The sequence below is a fragment of the Kitasatospora sp. NPDC056327 genome (assembly GCF_042261735.1).
Lineage (GTDB): Bacteria > Actinomycetota > Actinomycetes > Streptomycetales > Streptomycetaceae > Kitasatospora.
Genome location: NZ_JBHJRC010000197.1, coordinates 1 through 15,903, shown reverse-complemented (window position 1 = coordinate 15,903; position 15,903 = coordinate 1). Strand labels below are relative to the sequence as shown.

General features: G+C 75.1%; 13 protein-coding genes. 9 read left to right on the top strand and 4 right to left on the bottom strand.

Going from position 1 to position 15,903, the window contains the following annotated elements; all coding sequences use genetic code 11:
* Positions 1-31: 31 nt before the first annotated feature.
* Positions 32-1,528: an MFS transporter gene (locus ACFCX4_RS25065; protein WP_376146411.1), complete on the bottom strand. Its 1,497-nt coding sequence runs from the start codon at positions 1,526-1,528 to the stop codon at positions 32-34.
* 144 nt (positions 1,529-1,672) lie between these two features.
* Between ACFCX4_RS25065 and ACFCX4_RS25060 the strand changes: the two genes are divergently transcribed.
* A complete protein-coding gene (locus ACFCX4_RS25060) occupies positions 1,673-2,383 on the top strand; it encodes a TetR/AcrR family transcriptional regulator (RefSeq protein ID WP_376146408.1) in 711 nt (236 codons plus the stop codon).
* Between the two features lie 108 nt (positions 2,384-2,491).
* Here ACFCX4_RS25060 and ACFCX4_RS25055 read toward each other — a convergent pair whose 3' ends face one another.
* Positions 2,492-3,460: a cytochrome c oxidase assembly protein gene (locus ACFCX4_RS25055; protein ID WP_376146413.1), complete on the bottom strand. Its 969-nt coding sequence runs from the start codon at positions 3,458-3,460 to the stop codon at positions 2,492-2,494.
* Between the two features lie 317 nt (positions 3,461-3,777).
* Between ACFCX4_RS25055 and ACFCX4_RS25050 the strand changes: the two genes are divergently transcribed.
* From ACFCX4_RS25050 to eccD, 3 genes are all read left to right on the top strand, one after another.
* Entirely contained in the window at positions 3,778-4,131 is a 354-nt protein-coding gene (locus ACFCX4_RS25050) for a WXG100 family type VII secretion target (protein ID WP_376146405.1), read from the top strand.
* Between the two features lie 38 nt (positions 4,132-4,169).
* Positions 4,170-4,496, top strand: a complete 327-nt coding sequence (locus ACFCX4_RS25045) for a WXG100 family type VII secretion target (protein ID WP_376146402.1) — start codon at positions 4,170-4,172, stop codon at positions 4,494-4,496.
* Positions 4,497-4,566: 70 nt separating this feature from the next.
* Positions 4,567-5,904 (top strand): type VII secretion integral membrane protein EccD, encoded by a 1,338-nt coding sequence (eccD, locus tag ACFCX4_RS25040; protein ID WP_376146399.1) that lies wholly within the window; start codon positions 4,567-4,569, stop codon positions 5,902-5,904.
* 194 nt (positions 5,905-6,098) lie between these two features.
* Here the strand turns inward: eccD and ACFCX4_RS25035 are convergent, their stop codons facing one another.
* On the bottom strand, positions 6,099-6,815 hold the full coding sequence (locus ACFCX4_RS25035) for a LuxR C-terminal-related transcriptional regulator (RefSeq protein ID WP_376146396.1): 717 nt from the start codon (positions 6,813-6,815) through the stop codon (positions 6,099-6,101).
* A gap of 265 nt (positions 6,816-7,080) precedes the next feature.
* On the opposite strand from ACFCX4_RS25035, the gene ACFCX4_RS25030 reads away from it, so the two are divergent.
* Positions 7,081-8,172 (top strand): hypothetical protein, encoded by a 1,092-nt coding sequence (locus ACFCX4_RS25030; RefSeq protein WP_376146393.1) that lies wholly within the window; start codon positions 7,081-7,083, stop codon positions 8,170-8,172.
* 52 nt (positions 8,173-8,224) lie between these two features.
* Positions 8,225-10,966 (top strand): right-handed parallel beta-helix repeat-containing protein, encoded by a 2,742-nt coding sequence (locus ACFCX4_RS25025; RefSeq protein WP_376146390.1) that lies wholly within the window; start codon positions 8,225-8,227, stop codon positions 10,964-10,966.
* 75 nt (positions 10,967-11,041) lie between these two features.
* Here the strand turns inward: ACFCX4_RS25025 and ACFCX4_RS25020 are convergent, their stop codons facing one another.
* Complete coding sequence (locus ACFCX4_RS25020) at positions 11,042-11,677, bottom strand: hypothetical protein (RefSeq protein WP_376146387.1); 636 nt, start codon at positions 11,675-11,677, stop codon at positions 11,042-11,044.
* Between the two features lie 321 nt (positions 11,678-11,998).
* Between ACFCX4_RS25020 and ACFCX4_RS25015 the strand changes: the two genes are divergently transcribed.
* The 3 genes from ACFCX4_RS25015 to eccCa form a co-directional block, all read left to right on the top strand.
* A complete protein-coding gene (locus tag ACFCX4_RS25015; protein WP_376146384.1) occupies positions 11,999-12,301 on the top strand; it encodes a WXG100 family type VII secretion target in 303 nt (100 codons plus the stop codon).
* Entirely contained in the window at positions 12,301-12,831 is a 531-nt protein-coding gene (locus ACFCX4_RS25010) for a WXG100 family type VII secretion target (protein WP_376146381.1), read from the top strand. Before ACFCX4_RS25015 ends, ACFCX4_RS25010 begins: the two co-directional genes overlap by 1 nt.
* Positions 12,832-12,968: 137 nt before the next feature.
* On the top strand, positions 12,969-15,903 hold a 2,935-nt coding region (gene eccCa / locus ACFCX4_RS25005), incomplete at its 3' end, for a type VII secretion protein EccCa (RefSeq protein ID WP_376146378.1).

The window sequence follows — 15,903 nt, the reverse complement described above, 5'->3', positions numbered from 1 at the left end:
CCCCCGGGGCCTCCCGGCCGTTCCCGCGCGCTCAGTGGTCCCCGTCCCCGGGCCGGGCGTGCCGGGGAAGCAGGAAGGCCACCAGGAAGGCCGCGGCGAGCAGCGCCGCGACGAGGCCGTACGTCCAGCCGGCCGCGGACCGGAAGCCGTCGTCGCCCGCCCGGCCGAAGAACGCGGTGCCGAGCAGGGCGACGCCCAGCGAGCCGCCGAGCTGCTGCTGGGCGTTGAGGACGCCGGAGGCGGAGCCGGTCTCGGACTCCTCGACGCCGGCGAGCGCGATGTCGAAGAACGGCGCCATGATCAGGCCGAGGCCGAAGCCGGTCAGGAGCAGTGCCGGTACCAGCCGCCAGGCGGTGAGGCCGTCGCCCCCGAGCCCGACGGTGACCCACAGCGCCAGCGCGCCCGCGGCGGCGACGGCCGTCCCGGCGTGCAGCACCCGGCGGCCGTGGCGCGGGGCCAGCAGGCCGCCGGAGAGCACCGCGCCGACGACCACGCCGACCGACAGCGGGACCATCGAGAGCCCGGCGTGCAGCGGGGTCCACCCGAGGCCGAGCTGCAGGTGCAGGGTGAAGACCAGCAGCAGGCCGGAGAGCGCGGCGAAGAAAACCAGCCCGGTGGCGAGCGCCGAGACGAAGGCCCGCTTGCCGAACAGCGACGGCTCGACCAGCGGGGTGCCGCCGCGCCGCAGCACGGCCCGCTGGTGGAGCGTGAAGACCCACAGGACCGGCGCGGAGGCGGCCATCGCGAGGAAGGCCCACAGCGGCCAGCCGAGCTCCCGGCCCTGGACCAGCGGGTACACCAGCAGCAGCACGGCGAGGCCGAGCAGCAGCACGCCGACCGGGTCGAGGCGCCCGGAGCCGGCGGTCCGGTCGGTGCGGTCGGCGGGCAGGATCCGTCCGGCGGCGAGCACGGTGAGCAGGCCGACCGGCAGGTTGATCAGGAACACGGTCCGCCAGCCGAGGCCGAACCAGTCGGCGTCGGTGAGGTAGCCGCCCAGGCTGGGACCGAGCACCGAGGAGAGCCCGAGGACCGGCCCGAACAGGCCGAACGCGGCGCCCAGCTCCCGGGGCGGGAACATCGCCTTGATCAGGCCGAGCCCCTGCGGGATGAGCAGGGCCGCGAACAGGCCCTGGACGGTGCGGGCGGCGATCAGGGTGCCGGCGCCGGGCGCGGCCGCGCAGAGCACCGAGGCGACGGTGAAGCCGGCCGCGCCGAGCACGAAGAGGCGCTTGCGGCCGAAGAGGTCGCCGAGCCGGCCGCCGGTGATCAGCAGGACGGCGAAGGCGAGCGTGTAGGAGGCGGTGATCCACTGGATCTGGGTGTCGCTGCCGCCGAGGTCCTGCCGGACGGCGGGGGCCGCGACGCCGACGATCGTGCTGTCGAGGAGGTCCATCACCTCGGCGGCGAGGACGACGGCGAGGCCCGCCCGGCGCAGCCGGTGGCCGGCGGGCGCGGGTCCGCCGGCCGGGGTGGCCGCGCCGGGCCCGGTGGTCCGGGTGGTGCCGGGCGGGTCGAGCTGACTGGTCATGGGAGGGGTCTCCGGAATCAGAGCCGGTAACGAACGTCGTTCGTCCGAACGAACACTGTTCTTCATGGCGAACAGTGTTCTCCCATGGAACGATGTTCGTGTCAAGTAGTCTGGGTGGCGTCGCCGATCACCGAAGGAGTCCCCATGACCAGTGCCGCCCCGCGTTCCGGCTGGCCCGAGCACTGGCAGGACACGGCGAAGAGCGCCCCCCGGCGGCAGCCGCTGAGCCGGGAGCGGATCGTCGAGGCGGCGCTGCGGGTCGTCGACGCCGAGGGCATGGACGCGCTGAGCATGCGCCGGGTCGGTCAGGAGCTCGGTACCGGCGCCGCCAGCCTCTACGCCCACGTCGGCTCCAAGGAGGAGCTGGTCGAGCTGGTCCTCGACCTCGCCTACGCCGGCATCGAGCTGGAGCCGGTCGACCCGGCGCGGTGGCAGGAGCAGGTGAAGGACCTGCTGCGGCGCTCCCGGGCGGCCCTGCTCTCCCACCGCGACCTGGCCAGGGCCGCGGTGGTCGCCAACGTCCCGGTCACCCCGCACGCGATGGACATCGCGGAGGCCATGCTCGCCATGCTGCGGGCCGGCGGCCTGGACGAGCAGACCGCCGCCTACGGGGTCGACCTGCTCGGCCTCTACACCACCGCGACCGCCTTCGAGGCCTCCAGCCGCGGTGGCGCCGACACCCAGGAGTTCACCGACCGGATCCGCGCCTACTTCGCGACCGTCCCGGCCGACCGGTACCCGATGATCACCTCGACGGCGGTCGCGCTCACCCGCAACGTCGGCGACGAGCGCTTCGAGTTCGGCCTGGACATCCTGGTCGCGGGCCTCGCCCGCCAGGCCCCGGACGGTGGCTGACCCGGGCCGCCGGGGCCGGGAGGGGCGGGGCCGCGCCGCCGGGGCCGGGAACGACGGAGCCCCCGTCCGTGATCGGACGGGGGCTCCCGGGCGGTGCCGCGGGCGGGGTCAGCCGGCGTCGGCCGCCGGGCGGCGGGTGCGCTGGTCCAGCGAGGCCAGGTAGGCGTTGTACGCGGCCAGCTCGGCGTCACCGCTGCGGTCCTCGGCGCGGTCCCGGCGCCGGGAGAGCCGCTGCTCGGAGCCCATCCACTGGTAGACCAGCGCGATCAGCACGATCGCGGTCGGGATCTCGCCGAACGCCCAGGTGATGCCGCCGGCGAGCTTCTGGTCCGCCAGCAGGTCGGTGCCGGGCGGTGCCCCCTCCGTGGTGAAGGTCTTCACCAGCTGGTGGTTGGCCATCATCACCGCGACGCCGAAGAAGGCGTGGAAGGGCATGCCCATGAACAGCTCGATGATCCGCATCACGTGGCCCGGCCGGTGCGGGCCCGGGTCCACGCCCATGATCGGCCAGAAGAAGACCAGGCCGGTCGCCAGGAAGTGCACCATCATGAAGATGTGCCCGAGCCGGTACTGCATGAGGAAGTCGAACAGCGGGGTGAAGTAGACGCCGTAGAGGCTCGCGATGAACAGCGGGATGGTGAAGGCCGGGTGCGAGATCACCTTGACGTAGGTCGAGTGCAGCAGCGCCACCAGCAGCTCGCGCGGCCCGCGCGGACGTCCCTTGCCGGTCGGCCGCAGGGCGCGCAGCGCCAGGGTGATCGGCCCGCCGAGCAGCAGCAGGATCGGCGACAGCATGGAGAGCACCATGTGCTGCATCATGTGCGCGCTGAACAGCACCATGCCGTAGTCGTTGAGCCCGGTGCAGGTGACCAGGATCACCGAGCCGACACCCAGCGCCCAGGCCACGGTGCGGCCCACCGGCCAGCGGTCGCCGCGCCGGGTCAGCCGGACCACGCCGGTGAGGTACAGCGCGAGCGCGGCCAGGCCGCCGATCAGGAACACCCAGTCCGGTGACCAGGTGAGCACGTTGGAGAGCGAGAACGGGCCGAGTTCGGTCATCCCGCCGTGGTGGTGCATTCCTGACATTCCGTCGCCCATCGGCGGGTCCTGCTTTCCGTCCTCGCGGCCCCTTGGCGGGTCCGGTTCGCCCGTTTTGCTTCGGCGTACAGCCTAGGCGGGCCTTACTCCGGCCCGCTCCCCGGCCCCCGCCGGCGCCCCGGTCCCGCCCGTCCCGGCCCGGACGGGCGGGCGGCGAGGGACATCCGAAACGGTGACTGGAGCCGTCCCCGGCGGGCGGGGGAGGCTGACGCCGACAGTCCGGGCGCGGTGGTCCGGCCGCGCCCCGACGGGTGCCGCCGCCCGCGCTCCGCCAGCAGACGCCGAAGGGGCCAGGGATGGCGACGCAGGACAACACCACGACGACCGGCCAGGACATGAGCGGCTACAAGGTCACGCTCGACGACGTCTCCGCCGCGGCCACGTACGTGCAGGGGCAGGCGGAGGCGATCGACCAGAAGATCGCCGCGCTGCGCGGCTACGTCAACGGCCTGGGCGTCTGCTGGCAGGGCTCGGCGCACGCCGCCTTCGAGGTGCTGATGAAGGACTACGACGTCTACGCCACCCTGATGCACGACGCGCTCAGGGACATCTCCTCCGGGCTGAACGGCAACTACGTCAACTACGCGGCCTCGGAGGAGGCGAACCTCAGGAACCTCCGGCACGTGGAGCTGCCGCCCGCCAAGTTCTGAGTCCGAGCCCCGTCACACACCCTCCCAGGAGCACCGCGATGGCCTTCTCCCCGTCCCTCCCGATCAGCGTCCAGCAGGACCTGGCGGCCGCCGGCCCCTTCCTCAACGCCAAGGCGGACGAGATCTCCGAGCAGCTGAACAGCCTGGCCGCGTACCTGAACCAGCTGCCGGAGGTCTGGCAGGGCTCGGCCTCCGCCTACTACCAGGGGCTCCAGGCCGAGTGGAACCTCGCGGCCGACGGACTGTTCGGCCCCGAGGGCGTGCTCGGGCAGATCGCCCACGCCATGAACGTCAACTGGGCGAACTACAGCGAGGCCGAGTGGGCCAACTCGTCCACCTGGAAGAACACCGCCCCGGGGCGCTGAGGCCGGGCCGCCGGACGCCGCAGGCCGACACGAACCCCCATCCGTCCGAACGAGCGCAAGAGGATGTCCCATGGCCGACGCGCAGTGCCGCGTCACGGTGGTCGGCGAGCACCGGCGGGTGGACCTCGCGGTCCCCGCCGCCGCGCCGATCGCGGAGTACGTCACGACGCTGGCCCGCCTGGTCGGCCAGGAGGAGCTGGAGGAGCTTCCGGCGGCCTGGTCGCTGGCGGTGCCGGGCGGGCCCACGCTCCACCCGGCCGGCTCGCTGCACGACGCCGGCGTGCGGGACGGCCAGGTGCTGTACCTGCGGGACGCGGCCGAGGGGGAGTTCGAGGAACCGGTGGTCCGCGACGTCGACGAACTGGTCGCCGACGTCGCCGAGTCGTTCGGGGACCTGCGCTGGACCTCGCGCACCCGTGCGGTCTGCACCACGGTCCTCGGCGTGCTCGCCCTCGCCGCCGCCTGCGTCGCGGCCGCCGTGCGCGGCGGCTGGCCGGGCGGGGTGACCGGGCCGGTGGCGCTGGCCGCCGCCCTCGTGCTGGTCCTCGCCGGCCGGGCGCTGAACCGGGTCGCCCCGGCGCTGCCGCACGGGCTGGCGCTGCCGCTCGCCCTGACCGCGGTGCCCTGTGCGGCGGTGGCGGGCTGGTTCCTGCCGGACCCCGCGCACGGCAGTGTCGTCGCGGCGGCGCTGGGTGCGGTCCTCGGGGCCGTCGCCGCGCTCTGGGCGGTGCCCTCGGTGGCCTGCGCCGCCGTGCTGATGTTCGGCGTGACGGGGGCGGCCGTGGTCGAGCTGCTGCAGGCCGTCCACGCCGACCGGGCCGGGGGCGCGGCCGTGGTCGCGGTGGTCGCCTACGGGATGCTGCTGCTGGCGCCCTGGCTGGCCGGCCAGCTGGCCGCCCTGTGGCCCGCGGAGCGGGCGTCGGAGGACGGCGCGGTCCGGGTGATGGTGCGCCGGGGCCGGATCCTGCTGCTCTGCTGGACCCTCGCGGTCTCCCTGGTCCTGGCCGTCGCGCTGGTCCTGCTGGGATCCGTGCGCGGCGGCTACCCGCCGGCGCTGGCGGGCTGCCTGGCGGTCGCCGCGCTGCTGCGGGCGGGGACCTTCCGGCTGCTGGCCGAGGCGGCGCCGGTGGCGGCGGCCGGGGCGGCCGGTCTGGCCACCGCGCTGCTGTTCGCGCCCGGTGCGTCCGGGGCTCCCGGCTGGGTCGGCCCGCTGGCCCTCTGCGTCGGCGGGGTGCTGACGGCGGCCACCGGGACGGCGCGGTCCTTCCGGAGTCCGGCGGCCCGCGAGCCCCGGCGGCGGCCGGCGCTGAACGTGCTCGGAACGCTCTGCGGGATCGCGGCGGTGCCGCTGGTGCTCGGTGTGTTCGGCGTGTTCCGGGACCTGGTCGCGTTCGGGCACCACCTGTGAGCCGGACGGTGCGTCACCCGGACCCGGCGCCCCCGTGGCGTGTCCTGCGGCTCACTGCCGGGCCCGCGACGCCGGGCACGCACGCCCCCGGCCTCCGGCCGGGAGACACCCCCACCGCAGTGGCTCCCTCCTCCGCCGCGCGGTGCGCGCACCCCGGCGCCGCGGCCTGTCCGACAGGGTCCACAGGGCACGCCCTAGTGCGCACGCGTCGGGCGCACCATCAGCTGGCTCGGCGCGCCGCACGCCCGGAGGCCGTTCACCCGGGCCCCCAGGGGCTGCGGGCCGGGTCCGGACTCGTCGATGTAGCCCAGTTCGATGGCCTTGCGGGTCAGCTCCGCCTTGTTGCCGGCGTTGAGCTTGGCCCGGATCCGCTTCACGTAGGTGTTGACGGTGGCCTCGCTGAGCGCCATCAGCCGGGCGATCTGGCCGTGGGTGTAGCCCTGGGCGATCAGCCGCAGCGTCTCCACCTCACGGCGGGCCAGGCCCTGGCTCTCGCCGGGGGTGCGGCGGCTGAGCTCGGAGTGGAGGTGGCCGCCCAGGCCCGCCGCGAGGTAGAGGCTGCCGCGGGCCACCGCCTCGACGGCGGAGAGGAACTCGGTGTCGTCGGTGTGCTTGGTGACGACGCCGTAGGCGCCCGCCTTGAGCACGGCCAGCAGGTCCCCGGGCTCGCTGGACGGCGAGAGGACCAGGACGGCGCTGCTGGCGCTCAGGGTGCCGATGACGCCGGGGACGGACGTGCCGGGGTGGGCGACCGGGTCCAGGACCACCACGTCGGGCCGCAGCCCGCTCCCGGCGAGCTCGTCCACGGTGCCCACCGAGGCGATCACCTCCAGCCGGGGACTGCGGATCAGGACCTGCTCGATCCCCATCCGGGTCATCCGGTGCTCCTCGACGATGCCAATGGTCGGCATGGCCGCCCCTTCCCTGGTTCCGCCCCCGTGTGGTGTCGCCAGAATCAACGCTGTGGCGGAGAGTTGACGTTGCGTCATTTCTTACTACAGCTCGCGAGGTCCGAATTCTCGGCCCGGTTCACCGGAGGACGGCATTCCCCGGCGGGGTTCCCGGCCCGGACGCGCCCCCCGGGGCATTACCGTCCGTTCACTTTGACGATTCTTTCAAGACATGTTGTATCCGGTCGGGGGGCCGCGCGCCCGCCCGTGCCCGTGGAGGTGGATCATGGCTGAGGCCGAGCAGGACGGCACGGACCGGCGGAACCTGGTGGCGGCCTTCATGAAGGAGGTCCGGGGCGACGGGAGCGGGCCTTCGAAGGTGGTGCCGCGGGCCTGGGCGGTGGGCCTCACCGTGCTGGTGGTGGGCGCCGGCGCGGTCGGCGTGGGCATGTTGACCGGGCGCGACGACCACCGCGCCCCGGCCGGGGCCGCCGGTCCGGCGACGTCGACGGGCACGTCCGCGCCGACCGGCGCGAAGGAGCCGGAACCGCCGTCGCCCGGCACCCCGGGCACGTCCGCCCCGCCCCCGGCGGGCACCGGTCCGGCCGGGGCGGCCGTCACCGCGCCGCCCCGCCCCGCCCCCGCCGCACCGACGGCGGGCACCGCCGCGTCGCTGCCCCCGGCACCCGCGGTCACTGCCCCGTCGGCTCCTGCCGCCCTGGCGCCGCTGCCCCCGGTGCCCGCGGGCGCTGCCCCGTCGTCCCCGGCACCGCTGCCCCCGGCACCCCCGGCCGCTGCCCCGTCGTCCGGTGCGCCGGCCCCGGCGGGCGCCGCGGCGCTCAAGTCCGCGGTCTACACGGCCGTGGCCGGCTACGGCTGCGCCAACAGCGGCACCCAGTCCTTCTCCGAGGCCGGCCGGAACGTCGACGGCCGGGTCGGCTGGGTCTCCGTGGGCTCCGGCGGGTGGGCCCAGGACGGCTGCAACGGGCAGTTCGACACGATGCCGATGTCCGGCGCGGCCGACAAGGACGACAAGAGCAACTACGCCCTGTGGACCTTCTCCCCGGGCGCGGCCGGCCTGCGCACGGCCACCTGCCAGGTCGAGACGTACGTCCCCGACGACAAGGACATCACGCACGTCGGAGGGAACCCGGCGCACTACGAGTCCTACACCTCGGCCGGCCCCTCCTCCCCGATGCTGAACTCCTTCGACGTCTCCCAGCCCGGCCACCTCGGCGAGTGGAAGCCGGTCGGCACCTTCAGGACCACGACCGGGGTGCTGACGATCAAGCTGGACAGCCGGGGCGTGGACTGGCACGGCAGCACGAAGACCAACGCGCACCTGGCGGTCGCCCAGATGCGGGCGACCTGCAGTTGAGGACCCGGGCCCGGGGCGCCGGCAGCGCGGGGGACGGCGGAAGGACGCGGGCATGAGCCGGTCGTGGGTCAAGGTCTCCCCGCGCGGCTGGGGCGCCCAGCGCAGCATCGGCGCCGCGGTGCGCACGGCCGCCGACGGCGGGACCGTCTCGGTGATGCCCGGTGAGTACGCGGAGAGCGTGCTGCTGGAGCGCGGGGTCAGCCTGGAGGCCGCCGACGGGCCGGGGACGGTCACGATCGCCCCGGCGCGCGGCCCCGCGCTCACCGTGTCCGACGGCAGCCCCACCGTGCGGGGCCTCCTGCTGCGCGGCGCCGACCCGGCGCAGCCGGCCGTCCTGATCGGCGGCGGCGCACCGCTGCTGGAGGGCTGCGAGGTGACCGGCGGCCGGATCGAGGTGACCGGCCGGGCCGCCCCGGTGCTGCGCGACTGCGCGGTCCGCGGGGCGGCCGGGGCCGGACTGAGCCTGGGCGGGGACAGCCGTGCCGTGGTCGAGCGCTGCGAGGTGGCCGGGACGGAGGGCATCGGGCTGCTGGTCACCGAGGGTGCCCGGCCCGAGGTCCGCGCCACCAGGATCGGCCCCAGCAGCGCCCAGGGCCTGTACGTCGACGGCACCGGCGGCGGCTCCTTCGAGGACTGCGAGGTGACCGGCAGCGGCGGTGCGGCCGTCCGGGTGGCCGGAGCCGGGGCCCCGGTGCTGCGGGGCTGCCGCCTGCACGGCAACCACGGCGACGGCCTGCACGTCTCGGCCGGCGGACCCGAGCCGCTCCCGGCAGGACCGGTTGGGCCGACAGGACCGGAAGGGTCGGCCCGGGGAGCGACCGTGCTGACGGACTGCGAGATCACCGGCGCCGCCGCCCTGGGCGTCCTCGCGGACCAGGACGCCCTGCTGCTCCTCCGGGACTGCCGGATCACCCGGACCGGTGGCGCCGGGATCGTGGCGGCGGACCGCAGCCGACTGCGCCTGCACGGCACCGTGACCGCCGACACCGCGGGAACCGGGCTCGCCCTCGGCGGGAGCGCGTCGGTGCGTGCCGAGGGCGGCGGCTTCCTGCGCGCCGCGGGCAACGGCGTGTACGTCGCCGGCGAGGCCGAACTGGCGCTCGACGGCTGCGAGGTGGCGGATGCCGGCTTCAGCTGCCTGCACCTGGGCGGGAACGGCTCCGCCGAACTGACCGGCGGCCGGCTGCACGGCACGCCGGAGCACGGCATCCGGGTCACCGGGAAGGCCCTGCTGACCGCCGAGGGCGCCACCGTCGAGCAGGCCGGGCTGGCCGGGATCTCGGTGGAGGACCGGGCCGACGCCGCGCTGCACGGCTGCACCGTGCGGCACAGCGGCGTCGGCGTCCGGCTGGACACCCGGCACCGCCCGCTGCTGGAGGACTGCGAGATCGCCGACGCGCAGGGCGCGGGCGTGGAGGTCGCCGGGCGCACCGGTGCGCTGCTCCACCGCACCCGGATCCACGGCACCGGAGGCTCCGGCCTGGTCGCCGGGGAGCGGAGCACTCCCGTGCTGGACGGCTGCGAGATCACCGACACCGGCGGCAGCGGCATCGTCGTGCGGGCGGGCGCCGCGCCGCGGGTGAGGAGCAGCACGATCGCCCGCACCGCCAAGAACGGTCTCTACCTGGACGAGGGTGCGCACGGCCTGCTGGAGGACTGCGCGCTGTCCGCGACCGGCTACCCGGCCCTGTACGTCGGCGCGCTCGCCGACCCGGTGGTGCGCCGCTGCCTGTTCCACGACACCGCCGAGGACGTCGCGCCGGCCGAGGGCGCCGCCGCGGTGATCGAGGAGTGCCGGGCGGAGCGGGTCGGGGCGTCCACTCTGCCGGTGTCCGGCGGCCCGGACTCGCCGGGCGTTCCCACCGGGGCCGCCCGCCCGTGGGCCCTGCCGGGTGTGCGGGCGGCCGGCGACGCGGCGGCGGGCACCGGCGAACCGGACGAGCAGGGTGAGCCGGCCGAGCCGGACCGCTCCGCGGCGGAGCTGGTGGCCCTGCTCGCGGAACTGCACCGCCTGGTCGGCCTGGAGCGGGTCAAGCGTGACGTCGAGACGATGGTCAAACTGATGCAACTCGTCCGCCGTCGGGCGGAGTTGGGCCTGCCGCCGCCACCCACCAGCCGTCACGTGGTGTTCGCCGGAAACCCGGGTACCGGCAAGACCACCGTCGCCCGCCTCTACGGGCGGATCCTGCACGCCCTGGGCATGCTCTCCAGCGGCCACCTGGTCGAGGCGGACCGCGGCGACCTGGTCGGCGAGTACGTCGGGCACACCGCGCCCAGGACCACGGCGGTCTTCCGCCGGGCGCTGGGCGGGGTGCTCTTCATCGACGAGGCCTACGCGCTGGTTCCGCACGGCCAGGGCGGCGACTTCGGACAGGAGGCCATCTCGACGCTGGTCAAGCTGATGGAGGACCACCGTGACGAGGTCGTCGTGATCGTGGCCGGCTACCCCGGGGACATGCAGCGCTTCATCGAGGCCAACCCCGGACTGGCCTCCCGGTTCACCCGCACGCTGACCTTCGACGACTACCTCGGGCCGGAACTGGTCGACATCGTCGCCCACCAGGCCGAGCAGCACCGCTACGACCTGCCGGAGCCGACCCTCGCCGGGCTGGCCGGGTACTTCGCGGAGCTTCCGCGCGACGAGGGCTTCGGCAACGGCCGCACCGCCCGGCAGGTCTTCCAGTGGATCACGGAGCGGCACGCCCAGCGGGTCGCCGACCTCCGGGAGCCGACGGCCGAGGACCTGACCACCGTGCTGCCGGAGGACCTGCCGGAGTGCGGTACGGCGGTCTGACGCACGGCGGCCGGCCGTCACCCCCGGGCGGGGCCCGCGGGGGTGACGGCCGGCCGGTACCGGGGCCCGCGCGGGTCAGCTCTTCGGCCTCGGAGCCACCTCCGGCAGGATCGACCCGTAGTCGGCGGCCGCGTACGCCTGGCCCGCCTGGTCCAGGCGGGCCAGGTAGACGCCGTAGAGCTCGACCGCGTCGGCCACGCTGCGCAGCGCCGTGGTCAGCTCGGGATTGATGACCGGCGCGAACTGCGCGGCGGCCTGCTGCACGCCGTGGTCCGGGAAGTCCCCTTCCCGCCGGATCGGCCCCACCCCGCCGGCGATTCCGGAATTGTCGTACCAGGCGCGGAAGTTGGTGGCCTGTTGGCCCCAGAAGGTGCCGCTGGCGACCACGGCGTCCACCCTGGTCTTGAGCGCGTTGTAGGCGTCCACCACGTGGGAGGCCTCGGTCGCCCCGGCCGAGACGGCGGTGTACAGGGTCGCCAGGTCCACCGTGAACGCGGCGTGGCCGGGCGGCGGGGGTGCCGCCCCGGCCGGGTCGCCCCCGGAGGATCCCCCGCCGGAACCCGGTGCGGCGCCGCCGAAGCCCGGGACGTAGCCGTTCTTCCAGAGCATCTCCAGGGTCGGGTCGGCCGCGCCGCCGCCGGGCGACGGGTCGGATCCGCCGCCGCCCTCGGGCTTCGGGGCGTGGATCGGGGAGTTGATCGGGGTGACCACGGAGACCTCCGGAGCCGGGAGCGGACGGTGGGCACCGCCATCCTCGCCCACCCCGGTCCCGGGGCGGGAGGTCCCCGTTCGGGGACGCCCGGGGGACAGAAAGCGGGGGTGTCCCGCCCGCGGGGCCGCTGCCTAGACTCCGCAGGGCCGGCCCGGACGCGCGGACCAGCCGTACGCGGAACAGCCGTACGAGGACCGGCCGTACGACGACCGGCCGTCACGCGGACCGGACCGGCGCGGACCGGACCGGCGCGGACCGGACCGGTGCGGAGCGGGCCGTCACGGCCCGGCCGAACGACGAGCCCCCGGGGAGCGGATGCCGTGAGCTACACCCTGCAGGACTTCAAGGTCGACTTGCAGCAACTGCTCGACGCGTGCGGCACGCTGAGCAGCGAGAGCGCGAACATCAAGCAGGAGATCGCCTCGATCGCCTCCGCGCTGGCGCCGCTGGAGAGCAGCTGGACCGGCCCGGCCGGCGCCTCCTTCACCGCGATCTGCAAGGTCTACAAGGACGACGTGGTCGACCTGCAGCACCTCCTGGACGAGATGACCGGCCGGATGCGGAAGGCGTACCAGACGTACCACGAGATGGAACTCGCCAACCACAACAACGTGGACTCCTGATGGCCGCCGACCCCGCCCCCGTCACCGCCGTCCCGGGCTACACCACGCCCTCCGGCCTCGCCCTGAACGACGCCAACGGCTACAACCTCGTCAAGCTCGCGATCCCGCTCCAGGAGATGACCAAGGCCAGGACGGACGTCGAGAACTCCCTGCGGAGCATCGTCGACAGCCTGGTCGCCATCGAGACGGTGCTGGGGGAGCTCCGGCTCGGCTGGGCGGGACAGACCGCCGACCAGGCCAAGGAACTCTTCGACCAGTGGAACGCCTGCATGACGGAGCTGATCGGGACCAGGAGCGCCGACCGGCCCGACGGCACGCCCGGGGCCTTCCCCCGGCTGATGACCGCCCTGGGCAGCGCCGCCGCCAACTACGACCGGGCCGAGGACTTCGTCGTCACCAAGCTCTTCGGCCCGCTCACCGCCGCCATCGGCAGTCCCCCGGCCGGCGCCGGCGGCCCGAACGGCTACAACCCGCCGGCGAAGGACCCCGTCACCGACCCGAGGTACGGCGTGGTCGGCGAGCGGTTCTGACGCCGCACCGGCGCGCGCGGCCGGCCCCGCGCCGCCCGCGCACCGACCCCGGACCGCGCACCGACCCCGGACCGCGCCCGCCCCACCCCGCACCCACCGCAGTACCGCCCGAGCCGAGTACCGAGAGGCATCACCAGGTGAGCAGGATCCCCTTCCACCGGCCCACCCGCGCACTGCCGCCGGCGCTGCCCGACCAGCGGGTGGTGCTGCCCTCCCCGCCGCAGACCGCGCAGGGCGCCGGCAACTCGGCCGGCACCTGGCTGACCCTGCTGCTGCCGCTGATGACCAGCATCAGCATGGCCGCCTACATGGTGATGTACCACAACCCGCTGATGATCGCGCTGGGCGTGGCCTTCGTGCTGATCTCCATCGGCGCCACCGTCGCCGTCCGCTACCAGATGCGCAACGCGAACCGGCAGGCCAAGGACCGCCAGCGCGAGCGCTACCTGCGCTACCTCACCGAGGTCAAGCGGACGGCCCGCCAGGTGGCCGACGGCCAACGGCTGGCGGCCGGCTGGGTGCACCCCTCGCCCGAGCGGCTCTGGGCGCTCGCGGAGCGCCGCCGGCGGGTCTGGGAACGGCGCGCCACCGACAAGGACTTCCTCCTGGTGCGCCTGGGCCAGGGGCACGGCGCACTGGCCACCCCGATCCAGCTCGGCACCCGCAACGACCCCCTCGCGGAGTACGACGAGGAGACCCACGCCGCCGCCGAACGGGTCGTCGAGCAGGCCGCCACGGTCGGCCGCCAGCCCGCCCTGGTCGACCTGCTCAGGGCGGGCGTGCTCAGCCTGCTCGGCCCCGCCGACCGGACCGGGGCGCTCGCCCGGTCGCTGGTCTGCCAGCTCGCGGTGCTGCACGCCCCGGACGACGTCACCGTCGTCGTCCGCACCGCCGGCGACCCCGACTGGGAGTGGGCCAAGTGGCTCCCGCACACCCACGAGGCCGGCACCCCGGGCCCGGCCGGCGTGGTCCCGCTGGTCGCGGCCGACTTCGACGCGCTCGCCGACGTCCTGGAGAGCGCGGTCGCCCGCGCCCAGACCGAGCGGACCGCCCGGCGGCCCGCCCTGGTGGGCGCCCCCGAGACGGTGTCCCACAAGCTCGTCGTGGTGCTCGACCGCTACGACCCGGCCGCCGCCTGGGCCCGCGGCCCGGTGGCCACCGCCCTGCTGGAGGCGGCCGGGCCCGACCTGGGCATCACCGTCGTCTGCCTGGTCGGCGCCGAACGCGAGGAACCGACCCGCACCGAGGTGCGGGCCCGCGTCGGCGAGGACGGCTCGCTGGTCCTGGAGGGCCGCAACACCGCCCTCTACAGCCGGGTCGGGGGAGCCGTCGCCGACGCCCCCACCCCCCGGCTGTGCGAGCTCACCGCGCGGGCCCTGGCCCCGCTGAGCCTGTCCGAGGAACCCGAACAGCTGCTCGCCCGCACCATCACCCTGCCCGAGATGCTGGGCACCCCCGACGTGGCCGCCTTCGACCCGTCCGTCAGCTGGATCCCGGCCGGCGACGAACGGCTGCTGCGCCTGCCGATCGGCCTGTCCGGCGACGCCGACCCGGTGCTGCTCGACCTCAAGGAGTCCGCCCAGGGCGGCATGGGCCCGCACGGCCTGGTCGTCGGGGCCACCGGCTCCGGCAAGAGCGAGCTGCTGCGCACCATGGTCACCGGACTGACGATGACCCACTCCCCGGAACTGCTCGGCCTGGTCCTGATCGACTTCAAGGGCGGCGCCACCTTCGCCGGCGTCACCGGACTCCCGCACGTGGCCGGGCTGATCACCAACCTCGCGGACGACCTCTCCCTGGTCGACCGCGTCCGCGCCGCCCTCCAGGGCGAGCAGCAGCGCCGCCAGCGGCTGCTGCGCGCGGCCGGGAACGTCGACTCGGTGCGCGAGTACCAGCTGCGCCGGGCGGCCGGCCGGACCGGTCCGGACGGCAGGCCCCTGGAACCGCTGCCCTACCTGCTGATCGTGGTCGACGAGTTCGGCGAACTCCTCTCCCAGCGCTCCGACTTCATCGACCTCTTCGTCCAGATCGGCCGGGTCGGCCGCAGCCTGGGCATGCACCTGCTGCTGGCCACCCAGCGGCTGGAGGAGGGCCGGCTGCGCGGCCTGGAGTCGCACCTGTCGTACCGCGTCTGCCTGCGCACCTTCAGCGCCGCCGAGAGCCGCGCCGTGATCGGCACCCCGGACGCCTACCAGCTGCCCCCGATCCCCGGCTCGGCCTACCTCAAGGTGGACGAGTCGGTCTACCAGCGCTTCCGGGTCGCCCACATCTCCGGCCCCTACCGGGAACCCGGCGAGGCCGAGGACGGCCGGGGCGACGGTCTCCAGGTCGTCCCCTTCGCCCTGCGCACCGCACCGCGGGACGAGCCCGGGGAACCGGCCGGGCCCACGCCCCCGGCCCTGCCCACCGGTCCCACGGAGATGGAGGTCGCGGTGGAGCAGGTCTGCCGCTCCGGTCAGTCCGTGCACCAGGTCTGGCTCGCCCCGCTGCCCGCCGCGATCCCGCTGGACAGCCTGCTCGGCCCGCTCTCCGACCGGCCCGGACGCGGCCGCCAGGCGGCCCTGTGGCCCGGCACCGGCCGGCTCGCCTTCCCCGTCGGCGTCCTCGACCTGCCGCTCCAGCAACAGCAGCTGCCGCTCCAGTTCGACTTCGAACACACCCACGGCAACATCGCCGTGGTGGGGGCACCGCAGACCGGCAAGAGCACCCTGCTGCGCACCACGGTGCTGTCCGCGATGCTCACCCACACACCGGACGAGGTGCAGTTCTACGGGCTGGACCACGGCGGCGGCAGCCTCCACCCGCTGGAGGCCGCGCCGCACGTGGGCGCGGTGGCCGGGCGCCGCGACGAGCCCCGCGCCCGCCGCCTGCTGGCCGAGCTCGGCCGCCTGGTCGCCGCGCGCGAGCAGCTCTTCGGGGACCTCGGCATCGACTCGGTGGCGGCCTTCCGCACCCTCCGGGCGGAAGGCCGGCTGCCGGCCGGGACCCGCGCGGCCGACGTCTTCCTGCTGCTGGACAACTGGGGCGCGATCCGCACCGAACTGGACGGCGCCGAGGCCGCGGTGCTAGACA